The sequence below is a fragment of the Xylanibacter ruminicola 23 genome (assembly GCF_000025925.1).
Taxonomy (GTDB): domain Bacteria; phylum Bacteroidota; class Bacteroidia; order Bacteroidales; family Bacteroidaceae; genus Prevotella; species Prevotella ruminicola.
Window position 1 is genome coordinate 18,165 of the sequence record NC_014033.1, and the last position, 16,446, is coordinate 34,610.

The 16,446-nt window shown below is 48.3% G+C and carries 17 protein-coding genes; 6 read left to right on the forward strand and 11 right to left on the reverse strand.

Features of this window, described 5'->3' with window-relative positions:
• Window positions 1–23: 23 nt before the first annotated feature.
• From PRU_RS00060 to PRU_RS00085, 6 genes are read right to left on the reverse strand one after another with little or no spacing between them, the layout of a single operon-like run.
• Window positions 24–998 (reverse strand): pectinesterase family protein, encoded by a 975-nt coding sequence (locus PRU_RS00060; protein WP_013064938.1) that lies wholly within the window; start codon window positions 996–998, stop codon window positions 24–26.
• A 14-nt stretch (window positions 999–1,012) separates the two neighbouring features.
• The gene (locus PRU_RS00065; protein WP_041385465.1) at window positions 1,013–3,280 is read right to left on the reverse strand and encodes a RelA/SpoT family protein; all 2,268 of its coding nucleotides are present in this window, start codon (window positions 3,278–3,280) and stop codon (window positions 1,013–1,015) included.
• A 36-nt stretch (window positions 3,281–3,316) separates the two neighbouring features.
• The gene (locus tag PRU_RS00070) at window positions 3,317–4,693 is read right to left on the reverse strand and encodes a lytic transglycosylase domain-containing protein (RefSeq protein ID WP_013064653.1); all 1,377 of its coding nucleotides are present in this window, start codon (window positions 4,691–4,693) and stop codon (window positions 3,317–3,319) included.
• Between the two features lie 6 nt (window positions 4,694–4,699).
• Entirely contained in the window at window positions 4,700–5,383 is a 684-nt protein-coding gene (locus PRU_RS00075) for a DUF5683 domain-containing protein (RefSeq protein WP_041385466.1), read from the reverse strand.
• A 9-nt stretch (window positions 5,384–5,392) separates the two neighbouring features.
• A complete protein-coding gene (locus PRU_RS00080) occupies window positions 5,393–6,322 on the reverse strand; it encodes a ParB/RepB/Spo0J family partition protein (RefSeq protein ID WP_013063546.1) in 930 nt (309 codons plus the stop codon).
• Window positions 6,323–6,324: 2 nt separating this feature from the next.
• Window positions 6,325–7,092, reverse strand: a complete 768-nt coding sequence (locus tag PRU_RS00085) for a ParA family protein (protein ID WP_013064416.1) — start codon at window positions 7,090–7,092, stop codon at window positions 6,325–6,327.
• A 122-nt stretch (window positions 7,093–7,214) separates the two neighbouring features.
• On the opposite strand from PRU_RS00085, the gene surE reads away from it, so the two are divergent.
• From surE to PRU_RS00105, 4 genes are all read left to right on the forward strand, one after another.
• Window positions 7,215–7,985, forward strand: coding sequence for a 5'/3'-nucleotidase SurE (gene surE / locus PRU_RS00090; protein ID WP_013064778.1), 771 nt, complete (start codon window positions 7,215–7,217; stop codon window positions 7,983–7,985).
• Between the two features lie 20 nt (window positions 7,986–8,005).
• Window positions 8,006–9,115: a lipid-A-disaccharide synthase gene (gene lpxB, locus PRU_RS00095; RefSeq protein ID WP_013065519.1), complete on the forward strand. Its 1,110-nt coding sequence runs from the start codon at window positions 8,006–8,008 to the stop codon at window positions 9,113–9,115.
• A 51-nt stretch (window positions 9,116–9,166) separates the two neighbouring features.
• Window positions 9,167–9,868, forward strand: a complete 702-nt coding sequence (locus tag PRU_RS00100; RefSeq protein ID WP_013064358.1) for a nucleoside-specific channel-forming Tsx family protein — start codon at window positions 9,167–9,169, stop codon at window positions 9,866–9,868.
• 316 nt (window positions 9,869–10,184) lie between these two features.
• Window positions 10,185–10,586 (forward strand): hypothetical protein, encoded by a 402-nt coding sequence (locus PRU_RS00105; protein WP_143040136.1) that lies wholly within the window; start codon window positions 10,185–10,187, stop codon window positions 10,584–10,586.
• Between the two features lie 61 nt (window positions 10,587–10,647).
• Here PRU_RS00105 and PRU_RS00110 read toward each other — a convergent pair whose 3' ends face one another.
• The 5 genes from PRU_RS00110 to PRU_RS00130 all read right to left on the reverse strand — a co-directional run bounded on the left by PRU_RS00110 (window position 10,648) and on the right by PRU_RS00130 (window position 13,965).
• Entirely contained in the window at window positions 10,648–11,508 is an 861-nt protein-coding gene (locus PRU_RS00110; RefSeq protein ID WP_187288013.1) for an ATP-binding protein, read from the reverse strand.
• Between the two features lie 63 nt (window positions 11,509–11,571).
• Window positions 11,572–11,883, reverse strand: coding sequence for an STAS domain-containing protein (locus PRU_RS00115; protein WP_013064295.1), 312 nt, complete (start codon window positions 11,881–11,883; stop codon window positions 11,572–11,574).
• Window positions 11,884–11,911: 28 nt separating this feature from the next.
• Complete coding sequence (locus tag PRU_RS00120) at window positions 11,912–12,325, reverse strand: ATP-binding protein (protein ID WP_013064532.1); 414 nt, start codon at window positions 12,323–12,325, stop codon at window positions 11,912–11,914.
• A 123-nt stretch (window positions 12,326–12,448) separates the two neighbouring features.
• Window positions 12,449–13,222: an ABC transporter ATP-binding protein gene (locus PRU_RS00125; RefSeq protein WP_013065129.1), complete on the reverse strand. Its 774-nt coding sequence runs from the start codon at window positions 13,220–13,222 to the stop codon at window positions 12,449–12,451.
• A complete protein-coding gene (locus PRU_RS00130; protein WP_033151028.1) occupies window positions 13,219–13,965 on the reverse strand; it encodes an MlaE family ABC transporter permease in 747 nt (248 codons plus the stop codon). Before PRU_RS00130 ends, PRU_RS00125 begins: the two co-directional genes overlap by 4 nt.
• A 146-nt stretch (window positions 13,966–14,111) precedes the next feature.
• On the opposite strand from PRU_RS00130, the gene lptB reads away from it, so the two are divergent.
• Together lptB and tig are read left to right on the forward strand one after the other, a co-directional pair.
• A complete protein-coding gene (gene lptB, locus PRU_RS00135; protein WP_013065316.1) occupies window positions 14,112–14,909 on the forward strand; it encodes an LPS export ABC transporter ATP-binding protein in 798 nt (265 codons plus the stop codon).
• 89 nt (window positions 14,910–14,998) lie between these two features.
• Entirely contained in the window at window positions 14,999–16,360 is a 1,362-nt protein-coding gene (gene tig, locus PRU_RS00140; RefSeq protein WP_013063010.1) for a trigger factor, read from the forward strand.
• The last annotated feature ends 86 nt before the right edge of the window (window positions 16,361–16,446 follow it).

Consider the following 16,446-nt stretch of genomic DNA (forward strand, 5'->3'; position numbering starts at 1 on the left):
GGGTGTTGGGTGTTAGGTGTTGGTTATTTCCTAGGGCTCCAACCATCATTTTTGTTGAATACTGTTTGGGGTGTAATCTTAGCGGCCTCTTTCTTGGTGAGCTGGCGGCTCCAGGGCACACGCTGGCTGATGTTAGCACCGGCACCACGGTTGTTGTACTCTAAGTAGCGGGCGGTCTGCTCACGGTGCTTCTCCCAGTGATGCCAGCCCTCAGGACGGATGTGGCTGCCTAACTCGCAGTTCATAAAGAGCGTATAGCCATAGTCGCGCCAAGGGCGACCCAAATAAACCTGCGTAGCCTCAGGGGTAGCTATCAGACGGCAGTTGTTGAAGATGTAGCCGTAAGGCTGATCCTGTGGTGTTGAGGCTGCTGTGACGTATGAGTTGATACGACTCTCGATGGTGCAACCCTCGAACCAGGCTGTAGAGGGACCGAAGATAAAATCGGTGGTGCCGCAGATAAAACAGTCTTTGAAGTACAGGCGCGTGCCTGCCACTCCGGTGTAGACCGTATCCTGATGACCGATGAATCGGCAGCCTACAAATACCAGTCGGTCGCCCTCGGTATGCAGTGCCACTGCCTGACCCAAGCGGGCTGAGTTGTTCTCGATGGTGATATTCTTCAGCGTGATATCATTGCCCTCAATCTTCAGGGTGTATGTGCGGAACGTGCCCATGGGCTTGCCTGTCTCGGCACGGGCGATGTTGGCATGGTCGTCGTAGGTGATGATGGTTTTCTCGGCATCCTCACCGCAAATCTCGATGTTCTGCAACCACGAAGGGATAATCAGTTTTTCCTTATAAGTGCCGTTCTTTACAAAAATCACCTTGTGGTAATCCATAAATGCACGGCACACCTCGATAGCTTCGTCGATGGTGCGGAACTGGCCCGTGCCATCGCGAGCAACCACAATGGTATCGGGGTTGTCGTATTTGCCAGCAGCTAAGCTGACTTGAGAAGAGGCCATGATGGCGAGTAATAGCAGTAGTTTTTTCATTTCTATAAAGTAGTTTACATAATTTCGGAAATCTCCTTGAGGTCGGGAATCTTCTTCAGGTTCTCCATGATGGCACGTACGTTGTCACGATCGTGTACACGCATTTCGATGGTTCCCTCGAAGATACCTTCTTCGCAGGTGATAAGTATCTTGTGGATGTTCACATTCATTTCAGACGAGATAACCTGTGTCATCTCGCTTAACATACCCAGACGGTCGATACCGCTGATACGGATGGTAGCATCGAAGTAGAGCTTCTTGTGCATGTCCCACTTGATGTCGAGAATACGGTTGCCGTAGCTGGTCTTGAGCTTGGCAGCCACCGGACAGGCACGCTTGTGTATCTCAATCTGGTTCTTATTGTTGATATAGCCAAGAGCATCGTCGCCGGGGATGGGGTGACAGCAGCCCATGAACTTAAACTGGTTGTAGTTCTCCTCAGAGATATATACCGGTTTTTTGCGGTTGAACTTCTCGGGTACCACAAACAGTTCCTGACGGCTGTGCTCCTCCTTTTTCTTCTTGCCCACAAAAGGTACGAACTTACGCCAACCTGAATTGCTGTCGGCCTCCTTGTTCTTGCCGTTCAGCTCATCAACATCTTTCTCGCCTAACAGCACAATCTTTTCGCCCAAGGCCTGGAAGAACTCGGAACGCTTGTTGTACTCGTGGTATTCGGCCAACTTGTCGGCCAGTGCTACGGTAGGTTCGAAACCATTCTTCTTCAGGAAAGCAATCAGAATCTCCTCGCCCTCGCGCTGTACTTCGCGGTTGTCGCGACGCAGAATGGCCTGTATCTTGGCTTTGGCTTTGGCGGTAGATACGAAATTGATCCATGCGGGGTTTACATGCTGCGACTTAGAGGTAAGAATCTCTACCTGGTCGCCACTCTGCAGTTTGTAACTCAGAGGTACCAGCTTGTGGTTCACCTTGGCACCGATACAATGACTACCTAAGAAAGTGTGGATAGAGAAGGCAAAGTCGAGTGCCGTACAGCCTGCAGGCAGGGTGCGGATTTCGCCCTTGGGGGTAAATACGAATATCTCGCTTGCAAAGAGGTTGAGTTTGATGGTGTCGAGGAAGTCCATCGCATCGGGCTGTGGGTCGTCCAGAATCTCCTTGATAGTGCGCAACCACTCATTCAACTCGTTCTCGTCCTCGGTATATTCCTCCTCAACGCCGTCCTTGTATTTCCAGTGGGCAGCAAAGCCCTGTTCGGCAATCTCGTCCATGCGGTCGGAACGTATCTGCACCTCAATCCACTGACCGGTTTTCGACATCAGTGTAACGTGCAGGGCCTGATAACCGTTGGCCTTAGGCTGCGAGAGCCAGTCGCGCAGACGGTCGGGGTGCGACTTGTAGATTTTTGAGATAGCTACGTAGATCTTGAAGCACTCGTTCACCTCGTCGTCGCGGTTGTTAGGTGTAAAAATGATGCGCACGGCCAGGATATCATAGATCTCCTCGAAGCTCACGTGCTTGTTCTGCATCTTGTTCCATATAGAGTAAGGCGTTTTTACACGCTCCTTAATCTCGTATTTGATACCCATGCTATTGAGGGCGTCCTCGATGGGTGAAGTGAACTGTGAGAACAACTCGTCGCGGTCCTCACGGGTCAGTTTCAGTTTCGATTCTATCTTGGTATACTCGTCAGGATGCTCAAACTTAAAGCTCAGGTTCTCCAGTTCGCTCTTAATCTTGTTCAATCCCAGACGATTAGCCAAAGGCGCATAGATGTAAAGGGTCTCGCCGGCAATCTTGTACTGTTTGTTGGCAGGCTGACTCTCCAAGGTGCGCATATTGTGCAAACGGTCGCAGATCTTGATGATAATCACACGGATATCATCGCTCATGGTGAGAAGAAGTTTCTTGAAGTTCTCGGCCTGTGCCGAAGCCTGCTCGCCAAAGATACCACCGCTGATCTTGGTCAGACCATCCACAATCTGTGCTATCTTGGCACCAAAGATATTCTCGATGTCCTCTACGGTATAGTCGGTATCTTCTACCACATCGTGCAACAGGGCTGCACAGATACTGGTTGAGCCTAAGCCCACCTCGCTGCAGGCAATCTGCGCAACGGCGATGGGGTGCATGATATATGGCTCGCCCGACAGGCGGCGAACGCCCTTGTGGGCCTGACGTGCAAAGTTGAAGGCCTTTGTGATGAGGTCGACTTTCTTACGATGACGCGACGAGATATAATCGTTCAACAGTTGCTGAAACGCCTCATTGATCATCTGATCATCTTTTTCTTCTTGGGTTAATTGTTTTTCTTCTGCCATACCTCTTTTACTTCATTTATAAACGTCAAATCTGCTTTATCTTACTCGGAGCTTCTTACCAGCTCGGATATTATTGCCACGGAGACCGTTGAGTCTTTTCAGTTTTGCAACGGTAGTGCCATTACGACGGGCTATCTCGCCCAGTGTCTGACCAGAGCGGACGGTGACGCTGGAACCGCCACGGCGTGAATTGCGACTGGCGCGACTACTGCGACTGCGTCGGCTGCTCTTCTTGCTACGATAGGTGGGCTGATCGTCGTTAACCTCGGCTACGGCACGCTTGGTGAGCAACTCGTCGGCACGATAGCTGTAGATGCTATCCTGCAGGTCGATAAAGCGGATGGCATCTGCCATAGGTAGGCGGATGGCATGCTTCTTGTTGGCGCCAGGCACAATGTCGCGGCGATATTCGGGGTTTAACGAACGTATCATCTCAATATCCAGATCGAGCACGGCGGCCACCTGCTGCAGGTGCACATCGCGATCCACCACCACGGTATCAGTCTGCAGAGGCAGACGGGTGTTCATGGGGCAGATGTTATGCTCGCAATAATAATTCATGGCGTAGTTGGCTGCGATGAAAGCTGGCACATAACCACGTGTTTCAGCAGGCAGATAGGGATATAGCTGCCAGTAGTCCTTCTCGCCACCGGCACGGTGGATGGCCTTGTTGATGTTGCCAGGACCACAGTTGTAAGCGGCAATCACCAGGTTCCAGTCGCCAAACACACGATACAGGTCGCGCAGGTAGCGGGCGGCAGCATACGATGCTTTCACAGGATCGCGGCGCTCGTCAACCAGTGAGTTTACTTCCAGGCCGTACTGCTTACCAGTTGTAAGCATAAACTGCCACAAGCCAGTGGCACCTACACGTGATACGGCCTTGGGGTTCAGTGCACTCTCGATAACGGGCAGGTACTTCAGTTCCAAGGGTACCTGATATGCTTCGAGGGCCTCTTCGAAGATGGGGATGTAGAAATTGGCTGCACCCAACATCAGACTGACCGAGTGGCGCAGACGACCCATGTAACGGTCGATGAAGCGCTGTACGATATCGTTGTAGGCCATCTCCATGACAGTAGGCATACGGCGAAGTCGTTCAATATACTCCTCTGGTGTGTAGGTGGGGTTCTCATCCTTCATCTCACAATCGCCCTTGCTCAGGTAAGTCTTGGTCATGTAGAGCTCGAGCAGACTGTCGAGGTTGAATGTCATGGCCTCGGGAAACTCGATGAGTTCCTCGTTGCCCTGTTTGTCTCTTACCGAAATCTCATCCTCGATGGGTACGAACAGGCTGTCAACCTCCTCTTCGTCGTCCTCGGGGTCGTCTAAAATATTCTGTGCCGACAGCGGTACGCTGCAAAACAGCAGTGCCGCGAAACTTAAAATCTTTATATAATTCTTTACTGTCATATTCCATTAAAATTTGATGTTACATTGCACCCCAACGGCTCCGGTATTGAGCGGGTTGCGTGAGGTGTGGGTGTCGAGAATGGTGGGCTCGATGCTCAGACTCAGATCTTTACTGATATCGAACACCGACAGCTCAGCATCCACGTAAGCGTCGATGACTGAAAGGGCATAGACGCCTACCAGTACAAAGAAACTCATATCGCGCCAACGACGGTAGCGGTCCTTACGCTGCTTGAAGAGTTTCTTGTATCGCTCTTCCTGTCCGTTGATGGTGGCGCCGTTGTGCAGGAACTGGTTGTAACTCTGCGTGCCAGGGTCGTTGTCCATAATGTCGATATAGGCCTGCGAGTAGTCCTTGTACATGGTGTTATTCCAGTTCATTGCGTACAAACAACCGATGAAACCGCCGTAAACCAATGGCAGTTTCCAGTATTTTCGGTTATAAATCTGTCCGCCGCCAGGTATTACCAGAGCCAGCCATAGCGCACGTTTGGGATCGGGGTGCCAGGTGCTCATGTCCTTGAGGGGTTTGGTGGGGATGCGGGCCGAATCAACCAGCACCGACACCTCGTTATTGATGGCTTGCGACAACGAGTCGTGCTCCAATACCACCTCCTCCTGGGCTCGGACCGTTCCGAAACCTGTGGCCAGCAGCATGCCTGTTATCAACAGCTTACATCTATTCTTCATGTTCTTGTTTTACTTCTTCTTCAGTTTGTCGAAGACATTCATGATATACTCCAGCTCATCCTCATTGGCAAAGGAAATGCTGATACGCCCCTTCGACTGGGCAGAGCAGGTCATCTGTACTTTTGTTTTGAACAGGTCCGACAAGCGGTCTCTCAGAATGCTGTACTCCAATGGCAGCTGGTTAGGAGCCACGGTCTTACGGGCATTCTGCAGGGTGTCGCCGTTCTTCACCATCTGTACCATCTCCTCAACCTTACGTACCGAGTAGCCGTTGCGGTGTACGTCCTTAAACAGTTTGAGCTGTGCCGATGGACTTTCGAGCGAGAGCAGTGCACGGGCATGTCCCATGTCGATGTCGCGGTTCTTCAGTGCCATCTGTATCTGTGCAGGCAACTTCAGCAGTCGCATATAGTTGGTGATCGAGGTGCGGCTCTTACCCAGACGCTCCGACATGCGCTCCTGTGTCATACCTGTAGATTCCGACAATCGCTGGTAGGCCAGTGCAATCTCGATGGCATTCAAATCCTCGCGCTGAATATTCTCAACCAGTGCCATCTCCATGGTCAGCTTATCGTCGGTGGTCTTGATGTAAGCAGGTATAGCTTTAAGCCCTGCCAACTGCGATGCACGCCAACGGCGCTCACCGGCAATAATCTGATAGTGTCCTGAAGGCATCTCACGAACAGTGATAGGGGTGATGATGCCAATCTCACGGATACTGGCTGCCAGCTCGTTCAGTGCATTCTCATCGAACTCATGTCGTGGCTGGTCGGGGTTAGGTTCTATCAGCTCGATGGCAATCTCATTCAGGTTTGATGTACCTTGGGTGTTGATGTCGTTCGTGTTGATAAGTGCATCCAGCCCCATGCCTCTGCCGGTGCCGATATTGTCGAGTCCGCGACCCAGTACGTTGTGGTCGTATTTCTTTCTTACTGCCATAGTTATTTTTTGTTCTTAAAGATGATTTCCTGAGCCAGTGCCAGGTGGTTCTTTGCACCTGTCGAGTCGGCATCATAGAGGATTACGGGCAAACCATGACTTGGTGCCTCGCTTAATTTTACGTTACGCTGAATAACGGTTTTGAACACCAGCTCCTGGAAGTGGCGCTTCACCTCGTCGTAAATTTGGTTGGCCAGGCGCAGACGACTATCGTACATCGTCAGCAAAAAGCCTTCTATCTCGAGCGTTGGGTTCAATTTATTCTTGATGATCTTGATGGTGTTCAGCAGTTTGCTGATACCCTCCAGTGCAAAGTACTCGCACTGTACGGGGATAATCACCGAGTTGGCTGCAGTGAGCGAGTTAACGGTGATCAGGCCCAGTGATGGTGAACAGTCGATGAGGATAAAGTCGTATTCGTTACGAATAGGCTCAAGCATTTTCTTGATCACTTTCTCACGATCGTTCAGGTTCAGCATCTCAATCTCGGCACCAACCAGGTCGATATGGCTGGGTATGATATCCAGTCCGTCGATATCGGTGGTATAGATGGCGTCGCGCACATCGGCCTTGTTGATAATGCATTCGTATAGCGAGCATTCTACATCCTTGATGTCTACACCCAAGCCACTCGATGCGTTGGCCTGAGGGTCAGCGTCAACAACCAGCACTGTTTTTTCCAGTGTGGCCAGCGATGCTGCCAGGTTGATGGTAGTGGTGGTTTTGCCTACACCGCCTTTTTGGTTTGCTAAAGCAATAATCTTTCCCATTTGATTTTGACTTAATCTTGATAAAAATAAGAAATTTGGCCACAAAGTTACTAAAAAATTAAGAATTAATCGTTATGAATTAAGAGATTTTTGTAACTTTGCAGCCAAATTATTAATATTTTATGGAAATTAAACGACCTTTATTGCTCATTTCGAACGATGACGGCTATCAGGCAAAAGGTATTAATTGCTTGATAGATATGCTGAAGGATATAGCTGATATCATTGTTTGTGCACCCGATGATGCCCGCAGCGGCTACTCGTGTGCCTTCTCGGCTGGTATCCCTTTGCGCCTGAATCTGCATCGGAAAGAGCAGGGGGTAGAGGTGTGGAGTTGTAATGGTACCCCCGTTGATTGTGTAAAGATGGCGCTGGCCAATATCTGCAAGCGTCAACCCGATATGGTGATTGGCGGTATTAATCATGGCGATAATGCTTCGGTAAATACGCACTACAGTGGTACGATGGGTGTTACCATCGAGGGCTGTCTCAAGTACATCCCCTCGGTAGCCTTCTCGCTTTGCGATCAGCATGCCGATGCCGACTTCGAGCCTCTCCGTCCTTATGTGCGTGAGATTACCCAGAGGGTGCTCAACGAAGGATTGCCCAAAGGCGTGTGCTTGAATGTTAACTTTCCATTGGTTCCGGTTTATCAGGGGGTTAAGGTTTGTCGCATGGCCTTTGGTACTTGGTATAACGAAACCGAGAAGCACCACCATTCGCGTGGCTACGACTATTGGTGGATGATTGGTCATTATCGTAATGATGAGCCCGAAGCTGAGGATACCGATAATTGGGCACTGCATCATGGCTATATTGCCATTACACCTACCCAGATTGATGTCACCGCCTATCAGGCCATGGATCAGATTAGTAGTTGGTTTAATGTTTAATCTTTAATGTTTAACGTTAAATGAAGTACTATCTGATAGTTGGCGAGGCCTCGGGTGATTTGCATGCATCGCATTTGATGCGGGCGTTGAAAGATATTGACGCTGAGGCTGAGTTTCGTTTCTTTGGTGGCGGCCTGATGACGGCCGTTGGTGGTACCCGAGTTCGCCATTATAAGGAACTGGCTTATATGGGCTTTATTCCTGTGCTGATGCATTTGCGAACTATACTTCGCAATATGAAGATGTGTAAGCAGGATGTGGTGGATTGGCAGCCCGACTGTTTGATATTGGTAGATTATCCGGGCTTTAATCTCAAGATAGCCGAGTTTGTAAAAAGTCATACAAATATACCTGTATATTATTATATCTCACCTAAAATCTGGGCTTGGAAAGAGTATCGTATTAAGAATATCAAACGCGATGTCGACCAGCTCTTCTCTATCCTGCCTTTCGAGGTGGATTTCTTCGAGAAGAAGCATCATTACCCCATCCATTATGTAGGTAATCCCACGGCCGACGAGGTGAGAGCATTCCTGCAGTCATCGCCGGTGGCAAACAAAGAACCGATTATAGCCCTGTTGGCAGGATCGCGTAAACAGGAGATTAAAGACAACCTGCCTGCTATGCTCCAGGCTGTAAAACCTTACGAAAACAATTACCAAATTGTGGTAGCGGGAGCGCCTGGCATTGAGCCTTCGTATTATCAGCAGTTTATGCAAGGCTCGCAGGCCGATATCGTGTTCGGTCAGACCTATGCCTTGCTCGCAAAGTCCCATGCAGCCTTGGTTACCAGCGGTACGGCTACGTTGGAGACCTGTTTGTTTGGTGTGCCACAGGTGGTATGCTATAAAATACCCCTGCCTGCTGTTTTAGGGTTCTTACGTCGCCATTTCTTAAAGGTAAAATATGTTTCGCTTGTAAACCTTGTTGCAGGTCGTGAAGTTGTAAAGGAGCTGCTCGAAGATTTCTCGGTAGCCAACATCCGTAGTGAACTCCAGAAGATTCTTTCCGGTCCCGATCGTGATCGTATGCTCCAGGGCTATCAGGAGGTAAAACAGGCATTAGGCGATGAAAAAGCTCCCGAAAATGCGGCGCGGCTCATCTTGGATACGTTAAGCATGAAACATTAAACATTAAACATTAAAGATTAAAGATTAAACATTATACATTATATATTAATTATGAAAAAGTTTTTTTCTATTGCGTTGCTGGCTGTAGCAGCTATGAGCGCTAGTGCACAGAATGTGCAGTTGCATTATGATTTTGGTCGTAATTTCTACTCTGATGAAGAGGCTGGTCGTCAGAAGGTTACATTAACCCTCGAGCAGTTCAAGGCCGACCAGTGGGGTTCTTGGTTCTACTTTGTGGATATCGACTTCAGTCGTAAGTTCACCGAGGGAGCTTATGGTGAAATCTCTCGTGAGTTTAATATTGGTAAGAAAGGTTTTGCTGCCCACGTAGAGTATGATGGTGGTCTGAACCGTTTCGGTTCGTTCCAGCAGGCCGCATTGGTTGGTGCTGCGTGGAATGGTCATAATGCTGACTTCTCAAAGACCTATTCTGTACAGTTGATGTATAAGCGCTTCTTTAAGAGCTACGACAATACCAGCGCCTATAATTCGGTACAGCTCACTGGTGTATGGGGCCTGAACTTCGCTAACAAGAAGGGTACCTTCTCTGGTTTCATTGATTTCTGGCGTGGCGAAAAGGCCGACGGTCACGGTCAGCTGGTTCTCTTGACCGAGCCGCAGCTCTGGTACAATGCCACCGAGCATTTCAGTGTAGGTACCGAGGTTGAGGTTAGCAACAACTTCATTTATAACACCTATAACGATAAAAAGTTCTTCATTAACCCAACTTTGGCTGTTAAGTGGAACTTCTAATTTTTAATTTTATCTACCACTCTACCACTAATCGCTCGAAATACCTTTGTTTATGCAGGATTGCGAGGTGGTAGTAGAAAGATGGTAGATGGTAGATACAGTTTCTATTTTATATTTGTTTTCCCCGACAGAAAATGTTACTTTCTGCCGGGGAAAACTCTGTTTTCTGCATTAGAAAATGGAATTTTCTGCTGCGAAAAACAAATATCTTCTTTCTTGTTATGTAAAAATTTTGGCTAAAAATTTGGAAGTTTAGAATAATTTACCTATATTTGCCAACAAGAAGTACTACTATTAACCTAAGACAAGTTAGCCTATGACGAAGAATATGTTATACGTAATGGCGGCCGTGATGGCTGGTTTCGTGAGTTTAAGTATGTCCGCATGTAGTGTGGATTATGATGGCAACAACGAAAACGATGCAGATTTGATTGGAACGTGGGATGCCATCAGTCAGCAGTACTATGCTGATAACGAGGGTTACGGTAAGCCTGGTCCCGCAGGTGGCTATTGGGTAATCACAGCCCGCACCATCACCGAGTATCAGCAGGTGAATGCTGCAGCCATTACCACTGCTGGCTACACTTTTGACGGCAGACGGTTGACAATCGACGGGCGTACCGCTTGCGAGGTGGTTACGTTAACCCAACGGCAGATGCTGCTACGTAAACAGGTGCAACAAGGGAAGTATCAGGAAATAACTTTTAAAAGGCGATAAAAAATATGGGAGCTAACGGATGACCGGTTAGCTCCCTATTTCTTAATTATCTACGTTTGCGTTAGATGGGCAGTGAGAACACGAAGCGTGAACCGCCGCGGTAATCGGTGTCGAGACGAATATCGCCACCCAAACGGCGGGCGATGCTACGTGCTACGGTGAGACCGATACCGTTACCCTCGAAGAAATCGTTGAGCTTTACGTATGGCTCGAAAATCTTCTCAGCGTAGTCGGAAAGAACGCCTGTGCCAGTATCTTCAACACAGAACTCGAGGTTTGAGCCTGCGACGTTGATAAGCAACAGGATCTCGCCCTGGGCGGTGAACTTCATCGCATTATCGAGCAGTGCTACCAATGCGCGCACGGCATGCTTGCTGTTGGTGAACACCATGGTGGCCTGGGCTTCCTCTACCATCTGGCACTTGAATTCGGCCTTCTGGTAGCTCTGGATGCCTGACTCCTGGATGGCCATAGCGGCGATATCCTGAGCCATCACGTTATCCTCGCATCGCAAGGGCTGCTCCATCTCGATGTCGATAACATTGAGAATCTGATTGGCTGTGAGAGCGATGTTACCAGCATTAGGATGGGTGTAGTCTAACTTCTGCTTGATGGCCTCGGCATACTGCTCAATCATGTTCTTCTTCTTGAGCATGGTTTCCTCAAGCTTCTGCTTGGCAGCCATAACCTCGTTCGACTGCTTCTCGATGGCCTCTTTTACCTTCAGCACTTTCTGCTTCTCCTCTTCCATCTTGTCGAAAGCCATCAGGGCCTCTTCGTACCCCTGACCAACGTTGTCGAAGTTCTGCTCGAGCGAACGGTAGTCCTTGAGCAACTTCTCCATCTCGTTGACGCGCTTCTGGTAGTCCTCGAGCAACTGCTTGCCTTCGGCCTCCTGCTCACGACTGTGCTTAATCTTCATCTGCAGAATAATGCAGACGATGAGGAGTATAATAACAAGTGAGACAACCAACCAGATCATATGCTATGCTTTTTTCTGTTCTACCTTCATGAATTTGGTGAATCCGGTCATAGCCAGAATCTTGTAAATTTCGGGCGACACGTTGGTGATTTTGAACTGACCCTTGAGCTGAGTAACAATGCGCATAGTCTTCTGGATGATACGCAGACCTGAGCTGGCCATGTAGGTGAGTTCTGTGCAGTCCATTTCGAGGTCAACACCTCCCTCCTTAAGGGCGGGCTGGATGTCCTGCTCGAACTGGTTGGCGTTCATAGTGTCGATTCGTGAACCGGTCTTAATAATGGTTTTTCCACCTTCTTTGATAATCTGTGTCATAATTATGTGTTATCTAATTGTTTTGTAATTAATCCTCTAAATCCTTTTTCATGGTGAGCAGGTTCTTGCCCTCCAGGCGCTGATAGGTAACCTCGTTCATGATGTTCTTGACAATGTAGATGCCAAGACCACCCAGTTCGCGATCAGCTGGATCGGTAGCAGTGTCGATGTCCTCCTTCATGGTGGGGTCAAACTCGCGGCCCTTGTCGCTAAGCACAAATGTGAGCGTGTGGCCAATGCACTCGGCTGTCAATTCGATGTCGGCAGTTTTTCCTTCGGGATAAGCATAGAAGATAACGTTAGATACCATCTCTTCCATTACCAGGTTCAGGTTCATCAGCAGCTCCATGTCAAGCTGAAGTTCCTCTCCGATCTCTTCGATGAAGGCGTTTACTTTCTCTAACTCGCCTACCTGATTCTTAATCTTAATTTCTTTCTTCATATAAAAATGCTAAAATTGGATGTTATAATTCGAATTATTGCTGCAAAAGTAAGTAAAAAATCTGAATCGAACAAACTTTTAAGAAAAATTTATTTAATAATAAGGTGTTTTTTCTTGAAACACTTATAATGAGAGTCCGTTGTCGATAACGATTCGTCGCATATTTTTGAGCAGATCGCTGGCGAAGATAAAGTCGGTTAATCGGGGATTTTCGGCACCCATAACCTGACTGCTTACACCTTGCCATTCCTTATTTCCTTCGTAAATAAAAATGATATTTTCGCCGATGCCCATGACCGAGTTCATGTCGTGGGTGTTTATGATGGTGGTCATGTTGTATTCCTGAGTGATGGAGTGTAACAGCTCATCGATAACAAGCGATGTTTTGGGGTCGAGACCAGAGTTTGGCTCGTCGCAAAACAGATATTTGGGATTGAGGGCGATGGCACGGGCGATGGCAACACGTTTTTGCATACCTCCGGATATCTCGCCAGGGAATTTTTCGTCGGCACCAGTCAGGTTTACACGGTCCAAGCAGTCCTGTGCACGGCGGATACGTTCACGTAAGGTCATTGACGAGAACATGTCGAGCGGGAACATCACGTTCTCGAGAACCGTCATGGAGTCGAAGAGGGCAGCGCTTTGGAATATCATACCCATCTCGCGACGCATCATTACCTTTTCGTGTTTGCTCATGCTTACAAAATTACGACCGTCGTACAGAATCTCGCCGCGGGTCGGTTCGAGAAGTCCGACAAGATTTTTCATCAGTACCGTCTTGCCGGAACCGCTCTGTCCGATAATGAGGTTGGTCTTACCGTCTTCGAATACGGTATTGATGTCTTTCAGGACTTCTCTGTCCTCAAAACTCTTATATAAATGCTTTACTTCGATCATGACAGTAACTGGGTTAAGAAAACATCCGAAAACAGAATGAGTACACTCGAGGTTACTACAGCATCGGTTGATGCCTTACCTACGTTTACACTACCACCCTCGACCGTGTAGCCGCAGAAGGCTGGCACGCTGGAGATGATGAATGCAAAAAACTGACTTTTGATGATACTCATCCATACGAACCATGGGATGAATGCGTGCTGCAGTCCAGCCGTCAGGTCGTCGGGTGCGATGATATGTCCTATATAAGCCGTGCCGTAAGCACCAATGATACCTGTGGCCGAAGAGAAGATGACCAGGAATGGCATGATGGTGAGCAGACCGATGATTTTGGGCAGAATCAGATAGCAGGCCGAATTGATGCCCATAATCTCGAGAGCGTCGATCTGCTGGGTAACACGCATGGTGCCCAGCTCTGAGGCGATGTTGGAACCTACTTTTCCTGCCAGGATTAAGCACATGATGGAACTTGAGAACTCCAGCAGCAGAATCTCGCGGGTGGTATAGCCGGCAACCCAGCGTGGCATCCAAGGGCTCTGAATATTCAGCTTCATCTGAATACAGATGACGGCGCCGATGAAAAATGAGATGATGAGTACGATGCCGATAGAATTGATGCCCAACTGGGTCATCTCGGTAATGTACTGTTTCAGGAACATTCTCATACGCTCGGGGCGTGAGAAAACACGGCCCATCAGCATCAAATATCGACCAAAGGTGGTCAGCCATTTATGTAATAACATTGCAAACAAACTAATTTATTCGGGTGCAAAGGTACGAAAAATAAGACACGAATTACGCGAATTAACACGAATTATTTCTATTTGAGATTATTTTTCGCGAAATTCGTGTAATTCGTGCCAAAAAATAACTAACTTTGCAGCCGATTATGGAAGAAGAGCGTATAGTACTACGAACAGAAGGCCTCGTGAAACGCTACGGTAAGCGCACGGTGGTTAACGATGTGAGCTTCGACGTGAAGCAGGGTGAGATTGTGGGACTGCTGGGACCTAATGGTGCCGGTAAGACAACCTCGTTCTATATGACCACGGGACTGATTGTTCCCAATGGCGGCCATATTTATCTGGGTGAGGAGGATGTTACCAAATTCCCTGTTTACAAGCGTGCCCGTGCTGGTATCGGCTATCTGGCTCAGGAGGCCAGCGTGTTCCGTAAGATGACTGTAGAGGATAATATCCTCTCGGTGCTGGAAATGACTGGCAAGCCTCGCGACTATCAGCTGAATAAACTGGAGGAGCTTATTAGGGAGTTCCGACTGGAAAAGGTGCGCAAGAACTTAGGCGACCGACTGTCGGGAGGTGAGCGCCGACGTACAGAGATTGCCCGTTGCTTGGCTATCGAACCAAAGTTTATCATGCTCGACGAGCCTTTTGCTGGTGTTGACCCTATCGCTGTAGAGGATATCCAGCAGATTGTGTATAAACTGAAATATCTGAACATCGGTATTCTGATTACCGACCATAATGTGGATGAGACGCTGGCTATCACCGATCGTGCTTATCTGTTGTTCGAAGGTAGAATCCTGTTTCAGGGAACACCAGAAGAGCTGGCGGCTAACCAGATAGTGCGTGAAAAATATCTGACTGAATCGTTCGAATTGAGAAAGAAAAACTTCCAGCAGATAGAGATGGAGCGCAATGCCAAGGAGCAGGCGGAGAAAAGTTAAAAATTGAAAAATCGGCGTTGGTTACGCCGTTTTTTTGTACTTTTGCACCCCAATATTTGAATATATATTATAAATAAGTACATAAGAAGATGAAAATTTCGTTTGAGTGCGCCGACAAGATCAATGGTCTGTTGACTATGACCGTTGAGAAGGCAGATTATCAGGATGCAGTAGAGAAGCAGCTGAAAAATTATCGTAAGAAAGCACAGGTTCCTGGATTCCGTCCAGGTATGGTTCCAATGGGAATGATTAAGAAGCAGTATGGCACAGCAGTAAAGGTTGACGAGGTTAACAAGCTGCTGGGCGAGAAGCTGTATGAGTATGTTCGTGAGAACAAGATCCAGATGCTGGGTGAGCCCCTTCCAAACCAGGAGAAGCAGGTACCCCAGGACTTTGAGAACGCTGATGATCTGACATTCGTGTTCGATATTGCCGTAGCTCCTGAGTTCAAGGCTGAGCTGACTGGCAGAGATAAGATTGACTATTACACCATCAAGGTTGATGATAAGATGCTCGACGATCAGGTACAGATGTATGCATCGCAGGCTGGTGAGTTCGTTAAGGCTGAGGTATTCAGCGGTAACGATACACTGACTGGTGACATGCGTGAGCTTGACGAGAACGGTAACACCAAGGAAGGTGGTATCACTACCGAGGCTGCCATGGTTATGCCTGCTTACATCAAGGCCGACGACCAGAAGAAGCTGTTCGACGGTGCTAAGGCTGGCGACATCATCACTTTCAACCCTAAGAAGGCTTACCCCGATAACGATGCTGAGGTTGCTGCCCTGCTGAAGGTTAAGAAGGAGGAGGTTAAGGATCTGAATGCTGACTTCAGCTTCCAGATTACTGAGATCCGTCACTTCCAGCCTGCAGAGGTTGACCAGAAGCTCTTCGACCGTGTATTCGGTGAGGGTGAGGTTAAGGACGAGAAGGCTTTCCGTGCTAAGATTGCTGAGGGTATCGCTCCACAGCTGCAGCAGAATAGCGACTACAAGTTCCTGCTCGATGTTCGTAAGCACATGGAGAAGAAGGTTGGTAAGCTGGAGTTCCCAGAGGCTCTGCTCAAGCGTGTTATGCTGCAGAATAACCAGGATAAGGGTGCCGACTTCGTAGAGAAGAACTTCGAGGGTAGCATTAAGGAGCTGGCTTGGCACCTGATTAAGGAGCAGCTGGTTGCCGCTCAGAACATCAAGGTTGAGGAGGCTGACATCAAGAACGTTGCTAAGGAGGCTATGCGTGCTCAGTTTGCTCAGTACGGTATGAGCAATGTACCCGATGATGTTCTGGAGAACTATGCCAACGAGCAGCTCAAGAAGCGCGAGAATATCGACAACTTCGTTGATCGTGCCGTTGACGTTAAGCTTACTGAAGCCCTCAAAAATGTGGTTAAGCTGAATGCAAAAGAGGTCACATTTGAGGAGTTTAATAAGCTTATGACAGAAAAATAAGCTTTTTTAGGAAAAAATAACCCCTAAAATACGAGGGTTATCGACTTTTTGTATTATCTTTGTGTCCCAAACGCAAGATGAGGAAG